This window comes from Ancylobacter vacuolatus, from assembly GCF_030813595.1.
Lineage (GTDB): Bacteria > Pseudomonadota > Alphaproteobacteria > Rhizobiales > Xanthobacteraceae > Ancylobacter > Ancylobacter vacuolatus.
The window spans coordinates 598,588-616,113 of the sequence record NZ_JAUSUH010000002.1 but is presented as its reverse complement, the minus strand read 5'-3'; the positions used below and the strand labels follow the sequence as shown (position 1 = coordinate 616,113).

At 69.7% G+C, this 17,526-nt stretch carries 20 protein-coding genes; 10 read left to right on the top strand and 10 right to left on the bottom strand.

The features are described 5' to 3' along the window. Positions 1–4: 4 nt before the first annotated feature. Together trpS and J2S76_RS06830 are read right to left on the bottom strand one after the other, a co-directional pair. Positions 5–1,036, bottom strand: coding sequence for a tryptophan--tRNA ligase (trpS, locus tag J2S76_RS06835; RefSeq protein ID WP_307058770.1), 1,032 nt, complete (start codon positions 1,034–1,036; stop codon positions 5–7). Between the two features lie 126 nt (positions 1,037–1,162). Further along, positions 1,163–2,710: a lipid II flippase MurJ gene (locus J2S76_RS06830; RefSeq protein ID WP_307058768.1), complete on the bottom strand. Its 1,548-nt coding sequence runs from the start codon at positions 2,708–2,710 to the stop codon at positions 1,163–1,165. A 483-nt stretch (positions 2,711–3,193) separates the two neighbouring features. Between J2S76_RS06830 and J2S76_RS06825 the strand changes: the two genes are divergently transcribed. Next, positions 3,194–4,192: an adenosine kinase gene (locus J2S76_RS06825; protein WP_307058766.1), complete on the top strand. Its 999-nt coding sequence runs from the start codon at positions 3,194–3,196 to the stop codon at positions 4,190–4,192. A gap of 114 nt (positions 4,193–4,306) precedes the next feature. Here the strand turns inward: J2S76_RS06825 and J2S76_RS06820 are convergent, their stop codons facing one another. The 4 genes from J2S76_RS06820 to J2S76_RS06805 are packed head-to-tail and all read right to left on the bottom strand — an operon-like array spanning position 4,307 to position 7,196. Continuing rightward, the gene (locus J2S76_RS06820) at positions 4,307–5,032 is read right to left on the bottom strand and encodes a DUF2076 domain-containing protein (protein ID WP_307058764.1); all 726 of its coding nucleotides are present in this window, start codon (positions 5,030–5,032) and stop codon (positions 4,307–4,309) included. Between the two features lie 28 nt (positions 5,033–5,060). Next, positions 5,061–5,780, bottom strand: coding sequence for a Bax inhibitor-1/YccA family protein (locus J2S76_RS06815; RefSeq protein WP_018388569.1), 720 nt, complete (start codon positions 5,778–5,780; stop codon positions 5,061–5,063). 29 nt (positions 5,781–5,809) lie between these two features. Continuing rightward, positions 5,810–6,610 carry an anti-sigma factor family protein gene (locus J2S76_RS06810; RefSeq protein WP_307058762.1) on the bottom strand — a complete coding sequence of 267 codons (801 nt, stop codon included), beginning with the start codon at positions 6,608–6,610 and terminating at the stop codon, positions 5,810–5,812. Then, positions 6,594–7,196: a sigma-70 family RNA polymerase sigma factor gene (locus J2S76_RS06805; RefSeq protein ID WP_307058760.1), complete on the bottom strand. Its 603-nt coding sequence runs from the start codon at positions 7,194–7,196 to the stop codon at positions 6,594–6,596. The genes J2S76_RS06810 and J2S76_RS06805 overlap by 17 nt, the downstream gene beginning before the upstream one ends. Positions 7,197–7,459: 263 nt before the next feature. On the opposite strand from J2S76_RS06805, the gene J2S76_RS06800 reads away from it, so the two are divergent. After that, positions 7,460–8,611: a M20 aminoacylase family protein gene (locus tag J2S76_RS06800; protein ID WP_307059134.1), complete on the top strand. Its 1,152-nt coding sequence runs from the start codon at positions 7,460–7,462 to the stop codon at positions 8,609–8,611. An 8-nt stretch (positions 8,612–8,619) separates the two neighbouring features. Here the strand turns inward: J2S76_RS06800 and J2S76_RS06795 are convergent, their stop codons facing one another. Further along, positions 8,620–9,378, bottom strand: a complete 759-nt coding sequence (locus tag J2S76_RS06795; protein ID WP_307058758.1) for a sulfite exporter TauE/SafE family protein — start codon at positions 9,376–9,378, stop codon at positions 8,620–8,622. A gap of 76 nt (positions 9,379–9,454) precedes the next feature. Then, positions 9,455–10,426: a transaldolase gene (tal, locus tag J2S76_RS06790; protein WP_307058756.1), complete on the bottom strand. Its 972-nt coding sequence runs from the start codon at positions 10,424–10,426 to the stop codon at positions 9,455–9,457. A gap of 216 nt (positions 10,427–10,642) precedes the next feature. Between tal and J2S76_RS06785 the strand changes: the two genes are divergently transcribed. From J2S76_RS06785 to J2S76_RS06775, 3 genes are read left to right on the top strand one after another with little or no spacing between them, the layout of a single operon-like run. Beyond that, complete coding sequence (locus J2S76_RS06785; protein WP_307058754.1) at positions 10,643–11,485, top strand: hypothetical protein; 843 nt, start codon at positions 10,643–10,645, stop codon at positions 11,483–11,485. Positions 11,486–11,519: 34 nt separating this feature from the next. Further along, complete coding sequence (locus J2S76_RS06780) at positions 11,520–12,155, top strand: chromate transporter (protein ID WP_307058752.1); 636 nt, start codon at positions 11,520–11,522, stop codon at positions 12,153–12,155. Beyond that, positions 12,152–12,703 (top strand): chromate transporter, encoded by a 552-nt coding sequence (locus J2S76_RS06775; protein WP_307058750.1) that lies wholly within the window; start codon positions 12,152–12,154, stop codon positions 12,701–12,703. The genes J2S76_RS06780 and J2S76_RS06775 overlap by 4 nt, the downstream gene beginning before the upstream one ends. A 32-nt stretch (positions 12,704–12,735) precedes the next feature. On the opposite strand, the gene J2S76_RS06770 is transcribed toward J2S76_RS06775, so the two are convergent. Beyond that, the gene (locus J2S76_RS06770; protein WP_307058748.1) at positions 12,736–13,431 is read right to left on the bottom strand and encodes a TIGR00266 family protein; all 696 of its coding nucleotides are present in this window, start codon (positions 13,429–13,431) and stop codon (positions 12,736–12,738) included. A gap of 207 nt (positions 13,432–13,638) precedes the next feature. Between J2S76_RS06770 and J2S76_RS06765 the strand changes: the two genes are divergently transcribed. Both J2S76_RS06765 and J2S76_RS06760 read left to right on the top strand, forming a co-directional pair. After that, positions 13,639–13,986, top strand: coding sequence for a hypothetical protein (locus tag J2S76_RS06765; RefSeq protein ID WP_307058745.1), 348 nt, complete (start codon positions 13,639–13,641; stop codon positions 13,984–13,986). 125 nt (positions 13,987–14,111) lie between these two features. After that, positions 14,112–14,789 carry a YoaK family protein gene (locus tag J2S76_RS06760; protein ID WP_307058744.1) on the top strand — a complete coding sequence of 226 codons (678 nt, stop codon included), beginning with the start codon at positions 14,112–14,114 and terminating at the stop codon, positions 14,787–14,789. 27 nt (positions 14,790–14,816) lie between these two features. Here the strand turns inward: J2S76_RS06760 and J2S76_RS06755 are convergent, their stop codons facing one another. Then, positions 14,817–15,395: a DUF6101 family protein gene (locus J2S76_RS06755; protein ID WP_307058742.1), complete on the bottom strand. Its 579-nt coding sequence runs from the start codon at positions 15,393–15,395 to the stop codon at positions 14,817–14,819. Positions 15,396–15,639: 244 nt separating this feature from the next. Here J2S76_RS06755 and J2S76_RS06750 point away from each other — a divergent pair, with 244 nt between their 5' ends. From J2S76_RS06750 to J2S76_RS06740, 3 genes are read left to right on the top strand one after another with little or no spacing between them, the layout of a single operon-like run. Continuing rightward, positions 15,640–16,449 (top strand): 3'(2'),5'-bisphosphate nucleotidase CysQ, encoded by an 810-nt coding sequence (locus J2S76_RS06750; RefSeq protein ID WP_307058740.1) that lies wholly within the window; start codon positions 15,640–15,642, stop codon positions 16,447–16,449. 28 nt (positions 16,450–16,477) lie between these two features. Further along, a complete protein-coding gene (locus J2S76_RS06745) occupies positions 16,478–16,723 on the top strand; it encodes a DUF4170 domain-containing protein (protein ID WP_307058738.1) in 246 nt (81 codons plus the stop codon). Between the two features lie 15 nt (positions 16,724–16,738). Beyond that, on the top strand, positions 16,739–17,521 hold the full coding sequence (locus J2S76_RS06740; protein ID WP_307058736.1) for a lysophospholipid acyltransferase family protein: 783 nt from the start codon (positions 16,739–16,741) through the stop codon (positions 17,519–17,521). Positions 17,522–17,526: the final 5 nt, after the last annotated feature.

The window sequence follows — 17,526 nt, the reverse complement described above, 5'->3', positions numbered from 1 at the left end:
AAGGCTAGCGCACGAAGCCGACAATGTCCCGGACATTGGCCATGGTGGCCTCGGCCAGCACCCGGGCCCGCGCCGCGCCGTCGCGCAGAATGGCGTCGATATGGTCTGGCTCGGCCACCAGCCGCTGCATCTCGGCGCCGATCGGCCCGAGCTTGGCCACTGCGAGGTCGACCAGCGCCGCCTTGAAGGTGGAGAACTGGCCGCCGCCGAACTGGGTCAGCACGTCCTCTTTCGGCACCGCCCCGAGCGCGGCATAGATGCCGACAAGGTTCTCCGCCTCCGGCCGGCCTTTCAGACCCTCTGCCTCGGAGGGCAGCGGCTCGGGGTCGGTCTTGGCCTTGCGGATCTTCGAGGCGATGAGGTCGGCCTCGTCGGTGAGGTTGATGCGCGAGAGATCGGACGGGTCCGACTTCGACATCTTCTTCGCCCCGTCGCGCAGGCTCATCACCCGCGCCGCCGGCCCGCCGATCAGCGGCTCGGGCAGCGGGAAGAACGCCTCGCCCAGCCCGTTGGCGGCGATGGAGGTGCCGAAATCATTGTTGAACTTCTGCGCGATGTCGCGGGTCAGCTCCAGATGCTGCTTCTGGTCCTCGCCGACCGGCACATGGGTGGCGCGGTAGAGCAGAATGTCGGCGGCCATCAGGCTCGGATAGGCGTAGAGGCCGACCGAGGCGGCCTCGCGGTCCTTGCCGGCCTTCTCCTTGAACTGGGTCATGCGGTTGAGCCAGCCCAGGCGCGCCACGCAGTTGAACACCCAGGCGAGTTCGGCATGGCCGGAAACCTGGCTCTGGTTGAACACGATGTGCTTGGTCGGGTCGATGCCGGAGGCGATGAAGGCGGCGGTGACCTCGCGGATCTGCCGCTTCAGGTCGGCCGGGTCCTGCCACACCGTGATCGCGTGCATGTCGACGACGCAATAGAGGCAGTCATGGCTGTCCTGCAGCGCCACGAAGCGCTGGATGGCGCCGAGATAATTGCCGAGATGCAGGTTTCCGGTCGGCTGGACGCCGGAAAACACGAGCGGCTTGAATTCCATGTCGGGACGTCCTGTGGTCTGCGCCCTGCCGTGCCGCGCCGTGCCGCGAGACTTGGCCCCCGGCGCGGGGGCGCTATGGCACGCATGACCTTCAGGGGCAAGTTTCTTCCGGCGACGGCACACGCGCTATTTGCGCATGCCCGCGCGCAGCGTGGCAAGGTCGGCGCCGCCCAGCGCCAGCGCGAGCCCGGCATAGGCTGCGCCCCCCAGCATGACGAGGCCGGCCAGCGCGGCGGCGGCGACCAGTCCGCCCGGCGCCAGCACACCCTCGAGCCCTTGCCGCGCTGCCATCACCGCCGCCGCCATGGCGAGCGCGGCCATGACCAGCCGCGCCAGCCGGCGGCGTGAGGGCTTCGGCAGTACGATGAGTCGGCGGCGGGCGAGGCCTGTTGCCAGCCCGGCGAGCGCCACCAGGCTGGAGGCCAGCACCCCCAGCGCCGGCCCCGCCATGCCGAGCGGGCCGACGGTGACAAAGCCGACCAGCGCCCCCACCGGCAGCGCCACGAGGCTGCACACGGTGACAAGACGAGACAGGCCGCAGGCGAAGGCGATGGCGATCAGCACCTTTTCCAGCGCCTGCACCGGCAGCGTCAGCGCCAGCAGGGCCAGCGCGCTCGCCGTGAGCGTGCTGGCCTGCGCGTCGAAGGCGCCGCGCTCGAACAGCACCCTGACCATAGGGTGGGCCAGCACGGCAAGGCCGAACGCCGCCGGCAGCGAGAGCGCCAGCGCCGCTGTGATGGCGCCCGCGCCGAGCCCGGTGTCGCTGATTCCGGCCTCGCCCTCCTCGCGCTCCCCCGCCAGCGCCGGCAGCAGCACCGCCCCGGCGCTGGCACCGACCAGCCCGAGCGGCAGCTCGACCAGGCGCGTGGCGTAGAACAGCGCCGCGACGCCACCGCCAATGCCCGAAGCCGCCGCCGCCGCGATGAGAAAGCGCAGCTGCGGCAGGGCGGCGGCCAGCAGCGGCGTTGCCGCCCCGGTCAGCAGCGGCAGCGCCGCCTTCAGATCGGCGCGTGCGAGGGAAAGCGTGAAATAGCCGCCAGGCACGGCGTGGAGGTTCAGCACGAACTGCGTCGCCGCCCCCGCCACCGCTCCCGCCGCCAGCCAGGCGAGCGCAGCGGAGGGGCTCATCAGGTGAGCCCCTGCCATCCAGAGCATCACCAGCAGCGCGATAACAGCGACATTGGCGGCCGCAGGGGCCATGGCAGGCCGGGCGTAGCGTCCGGCCGCATTGGCAAAGGCGGCCAGCACCCCGGCAAGCAAAGCGAGCGGCAGGCAGACCACCGCCAGCCGCCCGGCCAGCACCGCGCCTTCCGCCCGAGGACCATCCCCGGCAAAGCCCGGCGCCAGCACCGCCACCATTTGCGGCATGAAGAGGAAGAGCAGGCCCCCAAGGGCAAGGCCGGCCAGCGCAAACAGCACCAGCGTCGCCCCCGCCAGACGCCGGCGCGCGGCCTCGCCCTCCGCCCGCGCGAGCCCGGGCAGCAGCGCGGCGTTGAGCGCGCCCTCGCCCAGCAGCCGGCGAGCGATCTGCGGCACGGCGAGGCCGGCGACGGAGGCGTCCGCCACCACCCCGGTGCCGAACAGCGCCGCCACCCCGGCGTCGCGGGCAAAGCCGAGCACGCGCGAGGCAAGGGTGAGGAGAGCGACGGTGGAGGCGTGGCGGAGCAGGGCCATCGGCTAGCAATAGTCGGCTGGCGCGGGAAGGAAAAGCCGCGCATCGGAGCAGGAGCGCCGTCGCCTGCCCGCCGTGCCGCCTGAAGGCCGGGCGCGACCCGGCCATCCCGACCTGAAGCCAGCTGTGGGTCAGGGCGAGGCCCAGGGTCGAGCCCATGGATGAGGGCGGCGATAGGCGCAACCGCGCCCCTCACCCCCCGCCCGTGCGCCGTCATCCTGAGGTGCCGCCGCAGGCGGCCTCGAAGGATGGTTCTCATATGCACCCGATGTCTCCGCCCCGACGCTCCCTTCACCGCCCCTCAGTCCCGTCCTTCAAGGTCCGGCCGAGGGCCGGGCACCTCAGGATGACGCGGCTTGGAATCGCGCGACAAAGGTGGGCCGAGGCTCCGTCGCACGCGGCGCCGACATTGCGGGATGGGCGCTCGTCTGCTACCGCCTCACCCGCCTTCGTCCCCGGCGAAACCCTGCGGAGAAAAGCCGTCCATGACCGTCCCCCCGCTCGATGTGATCGGCTTCGGCAACGCCATTGTCGACGTGATCGCCCGCTCCGAAGAGGCCTTTCTCGACCGCCACGGCATGCGCAAGGGCGGCATGACGCTGATCGACGAGGCACGGGCCGAGGCGGTCTATGGCGCCATGGGACCGGGTGTCGAAATATCAGGCGGCTCGGCCGCCAACACCATGGTCGGCATCGCCGCTCTGGGCGGGCGCGCCGGCTTCATCGGCAAGGTGCGCGACGACGAGCTGGGCGGCATCTTCGCCCATGACATCCGCGCCGCCGGCGTCGCCTATGCCACATCAGCCGCGACCGCCGGCGCCGCCACCGCCCGCTGCCTCATCCTGGTGACGCCCGATGGCGAGCGCACCATGAACACCTATCTCGGCGCGGCGCAGGACCTTTCCCCCGCCGATGTCGACGAGGCGATGGTGGCGAGCGCGAAGGTCACCTATCTCGAAGGCTATCTCTGGGACCCGCCGCCGGCCAAGGAAGCCTTCCTCAAGGCCGCCGGCATCGCCCACAAGGCCGGGCGCACCGTGTCGCTCACCCTCTCGGACGCCTTCTGCGTCGGGCGCTACCGGGCGGAGTTCCTGAAGCTCATCCGCGAGGGCACGGTCGATCTCGTCTTCGCCAATGAGGCGGAGCTGATGTCGCTCTACGAGACCGATTTCGACGCCGCGCTCACCCAGCTGCGGCAGGACGCCCGGCATGGCGTCGTCACCCGCAGCGAGAAGGGCGCGCTGGCTGTGTCGGGAGACGGACTCGTGACGGTGCCGGCCTTCCCGGTGCCGAAGCTGGTCGACACAACAGGGGCAGGCGACCTCTTCGCCGCCGGCTATCTCCACGGCTTCGCCAAGGGCTTCGGTGCCGAGGAATGCCTGCGGCTCGGTGCGCTGTGCGCGGCCGAGATCATCAGCCATATCGGCGCCCGCCCGGAGCGGCCGTTGAAGGACTATGCCGGGGAGAACGGCCTCGCCGTCTGAGCGCAGGCGCCGTCGGCAAAAAAGAACAGGCCGGTGAGGGGCCGGCCTGCTGGAGTTGGGAAGTGCCCCCTGCCCGACGGCAGGGGGTCGATAGACGCGGGGGAGGCGGCGAGGTCAGAACTCCTCGCCGCCGCCGCCAAACCAGTCATCGCCGCCGCCGCCGAAGAAGCCGCCATCATCGGCGCCCGCATCCGTCGGCTCGTCGGCCGCCGCCGGCTCTTCCGCCGGGGCCTCGGCGGGGGCTTCAGCCGGGGCTTCCGCCGCCTTGGCCTCGCCACCGCCGAACATGCTGCCAATGGCGCTGCCGAGCAGCACGCCGCCAGCGACGCCCATGGCGGTCTGCGCCGCGCCGGCAAGGAAGCCGCCGCCACCCGGACGCCCGAAGCCGCCCTGCTGCTGCGCACCGGGTGCGCCCATTGGTCCACCCATCGGCTGGCCGCCCTGCACGGACCCGGACTGCCAGGCCGGCGACGCGCCGGCTGGAATGGCGCCGCCGGCGCCCACAGCCCCGGCGCGCGGCATCGAGGGCACGGAGCTGCGGCGCGCCGGCTGACTGGAGCCGAACAGCCCGCCGAAGAGGCCGCCGCCCTGGGGCTGCTCGGCCGATTCCTGGGCCTGCTGCGCCTGCTGCTCCAGCGCCTCGATGCGGGCCTGCGCCTGCTGCAGGGCGTAGTCCTGCATGACGATGGTCTGCGCCATCAGGTAAGGCGCGGCCGGCTGCTGGGCGACGCGCTGGGCGATGAAGCCTTCCGCGTCCGCATCGCGCGGGCCGGACTGGCGCTCGGCCTCGGCGAGCTTGGCGAAGAGGCCGTCAATGGCCTGTCGGTCCTGGTCGTTCATGGCTGGGTTCCCTTGGCGATTGCTCGCCTCACTCCCGCTCGCCGGTGAGATTCAGCAGAAGCTGGAAGATGTTGACGAAGTTCAGATAGAGCGAGAAGGCGCCGAACACGGCGAGCTTCTGCTGCGATTCGGCGTCGAAATTGTCGGCGTACTGTTCCTTGATCGACTGGGTGTCCCAGGCGGTCAGGCCGACGAAGACGAGGATGCCGACCACGGAGACGATGAACTGAAGCATCGTCGAGCCGAGGAAGATGTTGACCACGCTGGCGATCACCACGCCGATCAGGCCCATGATCAGGAACGAGCCGAACTGCGAGAGGTCGCGCTTGGTCGTGTAGCCATAGAGGCTGGTGGCGCCAAACATCGTCGCGGCGATGAAGAAGGTGCGCGCGATCGAGGTGCCGGTGAACACCAGGAAGATGGACGCCATCGACAGGCCCATCACCGCGCAGAAGGCCCAGAACATGGTCTGCGCGCTGCTGGCCGACATGGACTGCATGCGGAACGAGAAGATCAGCACGAAGGCGAGCGGCGCCAGCATCACCACCCATTTCAGCGGGGTGGAGAAAATCGGCACATAGAGCGCCGGCGTGGTGCCGACGATGAAGGCCACCGCGCCGGTCAGCACCAGGCCGAGGGCCATGTAGTTATAGACCCGCAGCATGTGGCGGCGCAGGCCCTCGTCATAGACGGCCTGGTCGACGCTGGCGGTGCGGGACCACTGGAAGCCGGAATTCGGCGTGTTCATGTCAGTCTCCTGATGAGAAGCATCTGGGGTCAGTAGAGCGACCGGGCAAGGCGCGCGGCCGCCCGGTCGAGATCCTGGGAATCGGCGGCCGGGCTCCGCTGGGCGACCAGCGCATAGGCCACCTCGCCGATCTGCCAATAGGCGGCGGTGAGGTCGTCCTGCGGCACGGTGGTGGCGGGCACCACGTCGAAACCGCCCGGCCGCACCGCGAACAGCGAGGCGGTGCCGATCTCCCCGGCCTCAACGGTCATTTCCACGCTCGGGCCGAAGGTGGAGGGAAACACCTGCACGTCTTCCACCTTCCAGCCCTCTGGCAACGCCGGCATGACGATGGCGGTGGCGGAGAGGATCTCGGCCGGGTCGTAATGGCGCGTGCCCGGCTGCGAGGGCATGCCGGCGCGCACCAGAGCGGTGCGATGGGAGCGCACAGCGTCCTCCAGATAGGCCGGGTTCAGCCCCGAGGCGACGACGCGGCTCACGCCGAAATGCCCGAACTGGGCATTGGCCATCCAGCCGGCACCGACCAGCATTGCCACCATGGCGGCAATGCGCAGCCGGCGGGTCCAGCGCGCCCGGGTGAGCGCGCCCTGCAGCCGCCGTGCCGCTTCCACCGTGGCGAGGCGGGCCGCCGCCGTGGAGGCTGCGCGCGGCGTTTCGGCGAGCGCCAGGCGCAGCTCGTCGCGGATGCGCAAATCCCCCATCACTCGCGAGGCGGCCGCAGGGTTGGCGCTGAGATAGGCCTCGACATCGATGCGGCGGGCGACGCTCAGCTGGTCGTCGACATAGGCCTGCAAATCGTCGCCGGAGACGGGATCAACGGGACGGTTCATCCGTACCTCCTACGATGCGCAAATGATTGGGAGCCGCCGCCGTGCCGTCCTCCATCGCCCGCAGCGTGGCGCGGGCGCGCGACAGGCGCGACATCAGCGTGCCCGGCGGAATGCCGAGCGTGGCGGCGGCCTCGGCATAGCCGAGCCCCTCGATGGCGACGAGGTGCAATGCCGCGCGCTGCTCCTCCGGCAGGGCCATGAAGGCGTCCCGCACCTGGGCGAGGCGCAGATGGTGCTCCTGCGCCGGGGCAGCGCTGGTCTCGGCGAGGTCGACGCTGTCAGCCTCGCGCCGGGCCTCGGCGATGCGCGAGCGGCGGCGGTCGATGAAGACATTGTGCAGCACCGACAGCAGCCAGCCCCGCAACACCGAGCCTTTCTGCTCCGCGCCCCTCTGCCCCGAATCCCGCGCCCCCTTGCCAGGCGCGGCGCGCTCGGTGTCGAAGCTGCCGCGCCGCTCATAGGCGCGCACCAGCGCGTCATGCACCAGGTCCTCGGCCTCGATGTCGTCGCGCGTCAGCGAGCGCGCATAGCGCCGCATCACGCCGAGCTGGGCCGGCACGTCGAAGGAGGTCTCGTCGCGCTTCATGTCCCGTATACGGAGCCGTGGCCGCCCTTCATCCGTTGCCTCGACGAATTTTTGTGGCGCCGGTCCGGCATAGCGCAGCGGCCCGCCCTCCGCCGGTCACAAGGGCGCGCTTGCCTGCCGCTTGGGCGCAGCCCAAATAGGCGGATCGGTAGAGGCAGTTCGGTCCTGGCGCCCGGCGCCGTCAGCAAGGGGTATTAAGGGTGAAGGACGAAACGCGCGAGGCCTCCATCCCTGCTGGCATACTGCCCGGCATCCTCCCCGCTTTGGCGGCGCAGGCGGACGAACTGGCGGGATGGCGCCGCGCCCTGCACGCCATGCCGGAAACCGCCTTCGAGGAGCATCGCACCTCGGCCTTCGTCACTGAGAAGCTGGAGAGCTTCGGCCTGCCGGTGCATCGGGGGCTGGCGGGCACAGGGCTGGTGGCGACGCTGAAGGGCAAGGAAGGCGACGGCCCCGCAATCGGCCTGCGCGCCGACATGGACGCGCTCGACATTCACGAAGCGACCAACCTGCCCTGGCGGTCCGACACGCCGGGCAAGATGCACGCCTGCGGCCATGACGGGCACATGACCATGCTGCTCGCCGCCGCGCGGCATCTGAGCGAAAATCCCGATTTCAAAGGCACGTTGCATTTCATCTTCCAGCCGGCGGAAGAAAATGAGGGCGGGGGCAAGGTGATGGTCGAGCAGGGCCTGTTCGACCTCTTCCCGATGCAGGGCGTCTATGGCCTGCACAATTGGCCGAACGCGCCCTTCGGCACCTTTCTCGGCCGGCCCGGGGCCATGTTCGCCGCCTTCGACATCTTCGAGGTGAAGGTGATCGGGCGTGGCGCCCATGCCGCCATGCCCCAGCGCGGCATCGACCCGGTGCTAACGGCCTCCCACATCGTCGCTCAGCTGCAGTCCATCGTCGCCCGCTCCGTGAACCCGCAGGAGGCGGCGGTGGTCACCGTCACCCAGATCCATGGCGGCGACACCTGGAACGTCATTCCCGACGAGGTGGTGCTGCGCGGCACGGTGCGCACCTTCGCGCCTGAGGTGCGCGACCTCGCGGAGCAGCGGTTCCGCGCCATCGTCGAGGGCGTGTGCGCCGCACAGGGCGCGCGGGCGGAGGTGCGATATGATCGCCGGTACCCCTCGCTGGTAAACCACGCACAGGAATTCGGCCACGCGCTGGCGGCGGCGCATGCCACGGTGGGCGAGGCGGTGGATGCCGATTTCGAGCGCATCATGGCGGCGGAGGACTTCGCCTACATGCTGGAGGCGGTGCCCGGGGCCTATCTCTGCCTTGCCAGCGGTCCGGGGCCGAACCTGCACAACGCGGCTTACGACTTCAACGACGCGCTGCTGCCGGTGGGCGCCAGCTACTGGGTGAACCTCGTGCAATCGCTGCTGGGGCCGGCGTCGCGCGCTTGAGCACGACCTCAGGCGCCGATCAACCCCACCGCACCGTCATAGGTGAGCTTCAGCGAGATGAGGAACAGCGCGCCCATCACCAGCTTGTAGAACAGAGCCTCAGGCAGGCGCCTGGTGAGCCAGACGCCGGCGAAGGTCGCCGCCACCGCCACCGGCATCAGCGCCGCCGTGACCGTCAGATTGGCCGGGTTGAGCTGGCCGAGCGCGGCATAGGGGATGAGCTTGATGGCGTTGATGGCGGCGAAGGCGAGAGTGGTGGTGCCGGCATAGACCATCTTCGGCAGGCGCTGCGGCACCACATACATCTGGTAGGGCGGCGCCCCGCCATGGCTGACGAAGCTGGTGAAGCCCGACACCGCGCCCCAGAACAGCCCGCGCGGCACGTCGGCCGGCCGCGCCTCCCGCCCGGCGCCGCCGAGCCAGCGGATGAGGCAGAAGGCGAGGCCGATCACGCCCACGATCAGCATCACCATCGCGTCGGTCACAAGCGAGGCGGTGGCCCAGCCGATGCCGATGCCGAACGTCGCGGCGGGAATGAGGATGGCGAGGTTGCGGCCGGAAAATTCGCGCCGATAGGCCCAGACCCCGAACATGTCGCTGACGACATAGACCGGCAGCAACAGGCCCGCGGCCACCACCGGCGACATGAACAGCGCCATGGTCGGCACGGCGAGCGAGCCGATCATCGGCACCCCGCCCTTGCTCATGCCGACAAAGAAGGCGGCAAGGCCGGCGGCGACGGCGAAGCCGAGATCGGGCACGAACATGACGGCAGGAACCGGCGGAAGAAACGAAGGAGGAGGGCGCCGCCCTCCTCCGCAATTCAGCAGCGATCGGGCGGTCTCAGGCCGCCTTGGCGCCCTCGATCCGCTTGGCGACAAGCGCGCGCAGCGAATTGAGGTCGCGGACGAACTGGCGGATGCCCTCGGAGAGCTTTTCCGTCGCCATCGGGTCCTCATTGAGGGCGAAGCGGAACGCCTTCTCGTCGAGATGCAGCCGCTCCGGCGCGCCCTCGGTGTTGGCGGGGTCGAGCTTGCGCTCCAGCGTGCCCTCATCGGCGGCGAGCTGGTCGAGCAGCGAGGGGCCGATGGTCAGCCGGTCGCAGCCGGCCAGCGCCTCGATCTCGCCGGTGTTGCGGAAGGAGGCGCCCATGACCACGGTCGAGATGCCGTGCTTCTTGTAATAGGCGTAGATCTGCCGCACCGAGACGACGCCGGGGTCGGTCTCGGGCGTGAACGGGCCCTCGCCCGCCTTCACGTGCCAATCGAGGATGCGGCCGACGAAGGGCGAGATGAGGAAGGCGCCAGCATCCGCCGCCGCCGCCGCCTGGGCGAGCGAGAACAGCAGGGTCAGGTTGCAGTCGATGCCTTCCTTCTGCAGAACCTCCGCCGCGCGGATGCCCTCCCAGGTCGAGGCGATCTTGATGAGGATGCGTTCGCGGCCGACGCCCCGCTCCTCATAGGCCTTGATGAAGGAGCGCGCCTTGGCCAGCGTCGCTTCCGTATCGAAGGAGAGATCGGCATTCACCTCGGTGGAAACCCGGCCGGGGACGATCTTCGAGAGTTCGGCGCCGAAGTTCAGCGCCAGCCGGTCGCAGGTCGCCGCGACGACGGCGTCCGAGGTGCCGCCCTGCTTGGTGCCCCAGTCGAGGGCCTCGTCGACGAGGGAGGAATAGGCGGACATTTCCGCCGCCTTGAGCAGAAGCGTGGGATTGGTCGTGCAGTCCTGCGGCTTCAGGCGGCGCACCGTCTCGATGTCGCCGGTGTCGGACACGACGACGGTCATGGTACGCAGTTGGTCGAGCTTGGAGGGCATGGCGCTATCTCTCTTCTCGCGGGAAAGGACCCCCGTGGTCCTGTCCGCAGGCACGGAGCAACGGATCGGCTTCGTTGGACCACATTTGGGGCTCTGTCTTCAAGGTGCGCAATCGATGACGCGCATGTGACATCGCCATCCAGCGGCCTTGTCGCGGCCTCGCGAGAGGCGTAAATCTCTCAACCCTGCAAGCGGCTTGGGCCAGCGGGATCTTCCATGGATGATATTCATTACCTCGAATGCAAAATCCTGCTCCGCCCGGAGCGCTTCTTCGATCCGCACCAGTTCGAGGTCTACTGGCACAAGCTGGGCCTGATCGCCCCCGAGTTCAAGGTCGGGGTGACCACGAACAAGGACGGCTTCAAGCGCCAGGTGCGCGAGGTGCTGTTCTACGACACGCCCGATTACGACCTCTACCGCAACGCCTTCATTCTGCGCAAACGCACCTTCTACACCGATGGCTGGCCCGAGCCGGAGCATGAGCTGACGCTCAAATTCCGCCATCCCGATCTTGCCGTCGCCGCGGCGGTGGATGTCGTGCCCCATCTCAGCGGCCATGCCGACATCAAGTTCAAGGAAGAGCTGCTGCCGCTGAAGGACAGCCTGGGCGGCATGCGCTCGCTCTACTCGCACAATTGCGTGCTGCTGAGCCCCGGCCTCGTGCTCAATGAGGGGCTGGAGCGCATCACCACCGTGTTCCCGGAGCTGGCCGAGCACTGCCCCGCCGACAAGGCGGCGACCATCTCGCTGGTCAACAACCTGCCGGTGGAAGAGGTGCAGGTGAATGTCGGCTCCTTCGATTTCGGCCATGGCCTCACCGCCAAGGCGACCATCGCGGTCTGGCGCGACCGCGCCACCGAGAGCGCGATCATCGGCGAGTTCGCCTTCCAGGCGAAATTCGACCGCTATGACGCGCTGCACGCCAAGGCCCGCGAGCGCGCGGAGGCGTTCTTCAAGGCGGCGCAGACCCGGGCGCCCGAATGGGTGAAGCTCGGCGCCACCAAGACGGCGCTGGTCTACAATTTCGGCAAGCAGCTCGTGGCCAGCCACGAGGGCTGACGCCGCCCCCTCGCATCTGGGAACCGCCCCCGCCATGAGCCCTCCCCTCCCGCCTGTCCCGGGCGCGGCGCCTGCCGCCGAGGCGCCGCCCGCCTATGCGGTGCCGCAGGACGTGCGGCTGTGGGACATCTTCGTCACCTTCCTGTTGATCGGCGCCATCAGCTTCGGCGGCGGGGTGGTCGCCTATCTCAGGGCCAGCTTGGTGCTGAAGAAGGGCTGGCTCGACGAGGAGCATTTCCTCTCGGCGCTGGAGATCGCCCAGGCGCTGCCCGGCCTCAACGCCACCAATATGAGCATCATCGTCGGCGACCGGCTGCGCGGCGTGGCCGGGTCCATCGTCGCCTTCACCGGCATGACGCTGCCGGGCGGCAGCATGGTGCTGGCGCTGGGCGTCGCCTATGCCGCCAATGCCCATAATCCTTACGTCAACGCCGCGCTGGTCGGGGTCGGGGCGGCGGCGGTCGGCATGCTCTCGGCGGTAACGCTGCAGATCGGCCACAAGCAGCTTGGCCAGATGCTGAACGTCGCCATTATCGCCGCGACCGTGCTGATGGTGAGCTTCCTGCACATCTCACTGGTCTGGGTGCTGCTGACCGTCGGGCCGGTGGCGGTGTTCCTGTTCCGGCCGCGCAAGGGCGATTCGGGCGAGGGCGAAGGGGAAGCCTCATGAACGAGAACCTGTCGGTCCTCGGCGTCTTCTCGCTGCTGTCGATCCTCGCGGTGGGCGGCGGTGCCGCCGTGCTTCCGGAAACCAAGGCGCTGGTGGTGGAAACCCATCACTGGCTGACCGACGACCAGTTCCGCGACATTTACGGCCTCGGCCAGGTGGTGCCCGGGCCGAACATGCTGATGGTCATCGTCATCGGCTACCACGTCACCGGCTTTCTCGGGGCGTTGATGGCCTTTGTCGGCTTCTTCCTGCCGGCGGGGGCGATCTCCTGGGCCGCCTCGCGGGTCTGGGACCATTTCGAGGGCTCGCCCTGGCGCCGCTCGCTGCAGCAGGGGCTGGCGCCGCTGGTGGTGGGGCTGATGGCGTCGGGCACCATTTCCATCGCCCGCACGGCGATCGACGGCCGGCTCACCATCATCATCGCCTTCGCCGTGTTCGCCGGGGTCTATTGCGTGAAGAAGGTGAACCCGGCGCTGCTGGTGCTGGGCGGCGGGCTGGTGGGCCTCGCTCTGCTCAGTGGCACCGGTGCCGGCATGCCCCCGAACTGACGCCCCCGCCCTGAGCCCTTTTCTGGAGGTGCCTATCCCCGGCGCTCGGGCAGATAAGGGATGATCGCATGGGCAAGGCCCGGCGCCGTCAGGCTCTGCAGCCACACCTTGCCGGGGCCGGAGAGCCGCACCAGAAACAGCCCGTCGCCACCGAACAGCGCGTTGCGCACCCCGCGCATCGTCGTCAACTCGAAGGACACGCTCTCCTCGAACAGGCCGACATGGCCGGGATGGACGAGCAGCTGCTGGCCGGCCTGCAGCTCATAGGTGACGAGCTCGCCGCTCAGCTCGACAAAGGCGCTGGCCCGGCCGGCAAGCTTCTGCAGGATGAAGCCCTCGCCGCCGAACACCGCCCCGCCCAGCGTCTGCTGGAAGGCGGTCGTGACCTCGATGCCGGGGCTGCCGCAGACGAAGCCGTGCCGATGGACGAGATAGCCGCGCCCGGGCTCGATCTCGATCTCCACGAAACTGCCGGGCAGCTTGGCGGCGAAGGCGACATTGCCGGGGCCGCGCTCGGCATGGAACTCGGTCATGAACAGCCCGCCGCCCGAGACCGCCCGGCTCATCAGACCAAGCAATCCGCCCGCCCCGCCCCCTGCGGTGGAGGTGGTGAGCGCGATGTCGCCGGACATCCACGAAAGCTGGTCCGGCACGCCGACGACCCGGTCGCCGGCGTCGAGCTGAAGTTCGAGAACGGGAAGCGTGGTGCCGATGATCTTCGAGCGCATGGAAGGTCTCCGGAATGAGGGGGCCGCGCGCGGCGCGGGGCGCGGTCGTCCCGCGCGGGGGTGGACTCTAAGCGGCGCAACGCGCGCTGTCGCCCGCCACCGCTTACCAGACGAAAATTTCCGTTGCCGCATGGGGTTACGGCTGGTGCGAGACAAGGCCCGTGCTATCCTGCCTTGCTATCGCCATCTTTCCCCCGGGAGTGCTTCATGCGTTATCCCTTCGTCACGTCCGTTCTGGCGCAGCTGCGCCGCGCGGTCTTCGCCGCCGCCCTGGCCTTCGCGGCCTTCACCGCCGGCGGTCTCGGCTCGGCCGAGGCCGGCGTCGCCACGCCGGGCCTCGCCACGCCCGCCGCTGCCGCTGTCGACGTCCTCGCCCCCTCGACCTCGCTGACCGAGACGGTACGCTGGGTCTGCGGCCCCTGGCGCTGCGCCTGGCGCCCGAACTGGAACAACTGGTACGTGCCCCCCTATGCCCGCGGCTGGGGCCCGCCGCTGCGTCCGAACTGCTTCTGGCGTCGTGGCTGGGGCGGCGGCTGGGTGCATGTCTGCCCCTGAGGCACCCGCCCAGGCCGCAGGAGACTGTGCCAATTGAGAAGAAAAAGGGCGCCTCTTGCGCCCTTTTTTATTGACCCTTCCTGCCGTGCCGCCGACCCCCTCACTGGCGGGACATGAGAGCCTCCATGACCGATGCCGGTTACCGCCCGCTTCTCTTCGCCACCTTCGCCACGCTCGTCGCCGGCTTTGTCGATGCCGTCGGCTACGCCCATCTCGGCGGGCTCTTCCTCTCCTTCATGAGCGGCAACAGCACCCGGCTCGGCATCCAGCTGGCGCAGGGGCACTGGCCGCTGGCGCTTTTCACCGCCTCGGTCATTGCCGGCTTCGTCGCCGGCGCCTTCCTCGGCACGCTGATCACCGACGCGGTGGGCGAATGGAAGCTGGTCGCGGTGCTCGGCAGCGAGGTGCTGCTGTTCGCGCTGGCGGCGGGATTGGCCGGCCTTGATACCGGCCGGCTGACGCTGCTGCCGGTGGCGCTCGCCATGGGCATGCAGAACAGCGTGCACCAGGTCATAGCCGGGGCGGATATCGGCAAGAGCTTCGTCACCGGGGCGCTGTTCGGCCTTGGTCAGGCTTTGGCGCGCTGGGCGAAGGGGCGCGGCGAGCCGGTGGAGGCGCTGGCCTATGCCGGCTCGTGGGCGTCTTTTGTGGCCGGTGCCGGCATCGGTGCCCTGCTGCTGGCGGCGAGCGGGCTGGTGCCGGCGCTCGCGGCCGCGTGCCTGCTGCTGGCGGGCCTCACCATGACCGCCTTCGCCTTTCACGGCCATCTGGTGCGCCCGTTCGGGCGGCAGGGTGGCGACTGACAGGCGGGCGACCGAAGGCGCGTGCGTTCAGTCGCGCGCGCTCAGCTCCCGCTCGCCGCGATGCACCATAAGCTCGCCCGGGCGGCCGGCGCCGCGCCGGCGATAGACGCTCGGCCGGCGGTGCTTGAGCGCGCCCCGGCGCGCCCGGCGCCCGCGCACCTCGCCAAGGGTGAGCCGGCCGATCATGGCGTAAGCCGGCCGATGCCGCCCATCCGCCTGCGTCACCAGCATCGGCCGGCCGAGCGCCGCGCTCCAGCCCCGCCATTCCGCCACCACATCGTCGATATGGGGGGCGCTGTAGAGCGTGACCGACAGCGCCGGGTCCTCATGCACCAGCACGATGGCGACGCCGTCATCATCGCCCTCCGGGTCGAGCAGCGCCACCGCCAGGCCGAGATAGGCGGTGAGCGGGCGCGCCGCCTTCATCGCCACCCCGGCCACGCGCCGGCGCAGGATCACCGCCTCCGGGCCGATCTCGATCTGGCGCCGGCCGTCATCGGCACCGGCATCGGCGGCGTCGAACCGGAGTGGCCAGCCTTCCGGCCCGCTCGGGCGCGCCAGCGCCACATAGGGCCCGCGCACCGGCGCCGGAATCATCGGCCTCATCTGTGCTTCCATCTTCTGTTGACGCATCACGCAACTCCCCGCCGATCTTCTGGCTCTATGGCCTCGGTCGTGGGGACACCCTAGTCGCGGGCGGTTGCTGGCCCGCTTAAGGGAGATGGTTGACGGTTTCTTCTCGGCGGGGAATGGCACCTATGCTTGATGAAAGCTTGTCGGAATGACTCGCAATGCCGATATCGCGTTTGCAATCCTCACCTCTCCCGCGTACTCCCCGCCAATGGAACCCATGCCAACCTTTGCCACCGGCCTGCCCCGCCCCGATCCTCTCGCCGACCCTGCGGTCGCGGCGCAGCATCTGGCCGAGGCGGTGGTCGCGGCTGGCGCGGTGGCGGTGGAGATGTTCCGCGCCGGCGTGAAGAGCTGGTCCAAGCACAATGATTCCCCCGTCACCGAGGCCGACCTTGCCGTCGACGCGATGCTGCGCGAGCGGCTCAGCCTGCTCGGCCCAGACTATGGCTGGCTGTCGGAGGAGACGGTGGACGAGCCCTCCCGCCTGGCGCGCCGCCGGGTGTGGATCGTCGATCCCATCGACGGCACCCGCGCCTATATGGCCGGGCGCGCCGACTGGTGCGTCGAGGCGGCGCTGGTGGAGGATGGCCGCCCCATTGCCGGCGCCCTTTTCGCGCCCGTCACCGAGGAGCTTTTCATCGCCGTGCTGGGCGGCGGGGCGACGCGCAACGGCCAGCCGATCCGGGTCTCCGCCACCCCTGCGCTGGCCGGGGCCGTGATCGATGGACCGGCCCCCTGGCTCGCCCATCTCGACCGGGCCGGCAGCTGGCAGCGGGTTGATCGCATCCGTTCGCTGGCGCTGCGCCTCGCCCGGGTCGCCACCGGCGAGCTCGACGCGGCGCTGGCCTCGCCGAACGGAAATGATTGGGACCTTGCCGCCGCGGACCTTTTGGTGCACGAAGCAGGCGGACGGCTGACCACGCTCGACGGCCGTCCGCTCGCCTATAACGCGCCGGTGCCGCGGCATGGGGCGCTGGTTTCTGCCGGCAGCCTGCTGCACCCCGCCCTTGTGGCTCTGGCGCGCTGACGATCCCCGAGCACAGGACGCGACCGGAATGCCCGAGACCACCAGTCCCCAGCTTCTGCACCTCGTCTTCGGCGGCGAGCTCGAGAAGATCGACGGCGTCACCTTCAAGGATCTCGACGCGCTCGACATCGTCGGCGTGTTTCCGAACTACGCCACCGCCCACGCCGCGTGGAAGGCAAAGGCGCAGCAGACGGTCGACCAGGCGCAGACGCGCTATTTCATCGTGCACCTCCATCGCCTGCTGGACCCGGAAGCCAGCGCGAAGACCAGCTGACCGCCGGCTTCTCGCATGTGGCGTCGACTGCGCACCTCACCGACGGTCCGCACCGTTCTCGGGCGCGGCATGGCGTCCTATCTCAGGCTGGTCTGGCGCACCCAGCGCGTGGTGATGGAGCCGACCAATCTCTATGAGCTGGCCGACGCCCAGCTGCCGATGATCCTCACCTTCTGGCATGGCCAGCATTTCCTCACCCCCTTCCTGGTGCGGCCCTATCACCGCGCCAAGGTGATGATCTCGCGCAGCGCCGATGCCGACGTGAACGCCATTGCCGCCGAGGCGCTCGGCATCGGGGCGGTGCGCGGCTCGGGCGCGCAGGGGCGCGATTTCCGCACCAAGGGCGGGTTCAACGCCACGCTGGAGATGATCCGCCATCTGGCTGAGGGCACCAATGTGGCGATGACGGCGGACGTGCCGAAGATCTCGCGCGTCGCCGGCCTTGGCGTCGTCACCATCGCCAAGCATTCCGGCCGGCCGATCTACCCGGTGGCCATCGCCACCTCGCGGCGCATCATCGCCCGCAGCTGGGACAAATCGGCCATCCACCTGCCCTTCGGCCGCGCCGCCGTGGTCGCCGGCGACGGGGTGCTTGTGGCCGCCGATGCCGGGCCGGCAGAGCTGGAAGCGGCGCGGCGCGAGGTGCAGCGCCAGCTGGAGGTCGCCACCGCCCGCGCCGAGGAGCTCGTCGGCCGGCCGGAGGAGGCGAGGGCGCTCGCTCGCAAGCGCGCCGTCGAGGCCCCGGCCACCGCCGTGAGGGCCGGCGATACCGCTCCCGCCCCCTCCCGCAACGGCTAGCGCGC

Coding starts and splice junctions, on each gene's coding strand:
- J2S76_RS06775 (WP_307058750.1), top strand. CDS start 12,152: ATGAACGAGAACCTGTCGGTCCTCGGCGTCTTCTCGCTGCTGTCGATC.
- J2S76_RS06780 (WP_307058752.1), top strand. CDS start 11,520: ATGAGCCCTCCCCTCCCGCCTGTCCCGGGCGCGGCGCCTGCCGCCGAG.
- J2S76_RS06805 (WP_307058760.1), bottom strand. CDS start 7,196: ATGAAGCGCGACGAGACCTCCTTCGACGTGCCGGCCCAGCTCGGCGTG.
- J2S76_RS06750 (WP_307058740.1), top strand. CDS start 15,640: ATGCCAACCTTTGCCACCGGCCTGCCCCGCCCCGATCCTCTCGCCGAC.
- J2S76_RS06815 (WP_018388569.1), bottom strand. CDS start 5,780: ATGAACACGCCGAATTCCGGCTTCCAGTGGTCCCGCACCGCCAGCGTC.
- J2S76_RS06825 (WP_307058766.1), top strand. CDS start 3,194: ATGACCGTCCCCCCGCTCGATGTGATCGGCTTCGGCAACGCCATTGTC.
- J2S76_RS06830 (WP_307058768.1), bottom strand. CDS start 2,710: ATGGCCCTGCTCCGCCACGCCTCCACCGTCGCTCTCCTCACCCTTGCC.
- J2S76_RS06785 (WP_307058754.1), top strand. CDS start 10,643: ATGGATGATATTCATTACCTCGAATGCAAAATCCTGCTCCGCCCGGAG.
- J2S76_RS06820 (WP_307058764.1), bottom strand. CDS start 5,032: ATGAACGACCAGGACCGACAGGCCATTGACGGCCTCTTCGCCAAGCTC.
- tal (WP_307058756.1), bottom strand. CDS start 10,426: ATGCCCTCCAAGCTCGACCAACTGCGTACCATGACCGTCGTCGTGTCC.
- J2S76_RS06810 (WP_307058762.1), bottom strand. CDS start 6,610: ATGAACCGTCCCGTTGATCCCGTCTCCGGCGACGATTTGCAGGCCTAT.
- trpS (WP_307058770.1), bottom strand. CDS start 1,036: ATGGAATTCAAGCCGCTCGTGTTTTCCGGCGTCCAGCCGACCGGAAAC.
- J2S76_RS06755 (WP_307058742.1), bottom strand. CDS start 15,395: ATGAGGCCGATGATTCCGGCGCCGGTGCGCGGGCCCTATGTGGCGCTG.
- J2S76_RS06760 (WP_307058744.1), top strand. CDS start 14,112: ATGACCGATGCCGGTTACCGCCCGCTTCTCTTCGCCACCTTCGCCACG.
- J2S76_RS06740 (WP_307058736.1), top strand. CDS start 16,739: ATGTGGCGTCGACTGCGCACCTCACCGACGGTCCGCACCGTTCTCGGG.
- J2S76_RS06765 (WP_307058745.1), top strand. CDS start 13,639: ATGCGTTATCCCTTCGTCACGTCCGTTCTGGCGCAGCTGCGCCGCGCG.
- J2S76_RS06745 (WP_307058738.1), top strand. CDS start 16,478: ATGCCCGAGACCACCAGTCCCCAGCTTCTGCACCTCGTCTTCGGCGGC.
- J2S76_RS06795 (WP_307058758.1), bottom strand. CDS start 9,378: ATGTTCGTGCCCGATCTCGGCTTCGCCGTCGCCGCCGGCCTTGCCGCC.
- J2S76_RS06770 (WP_307058748.1), bottom strand. CDS start 13,431: ATGCGCTCGAAGATCATCGGCACCACGCTTCCCGTTCTCGAACTTCAG.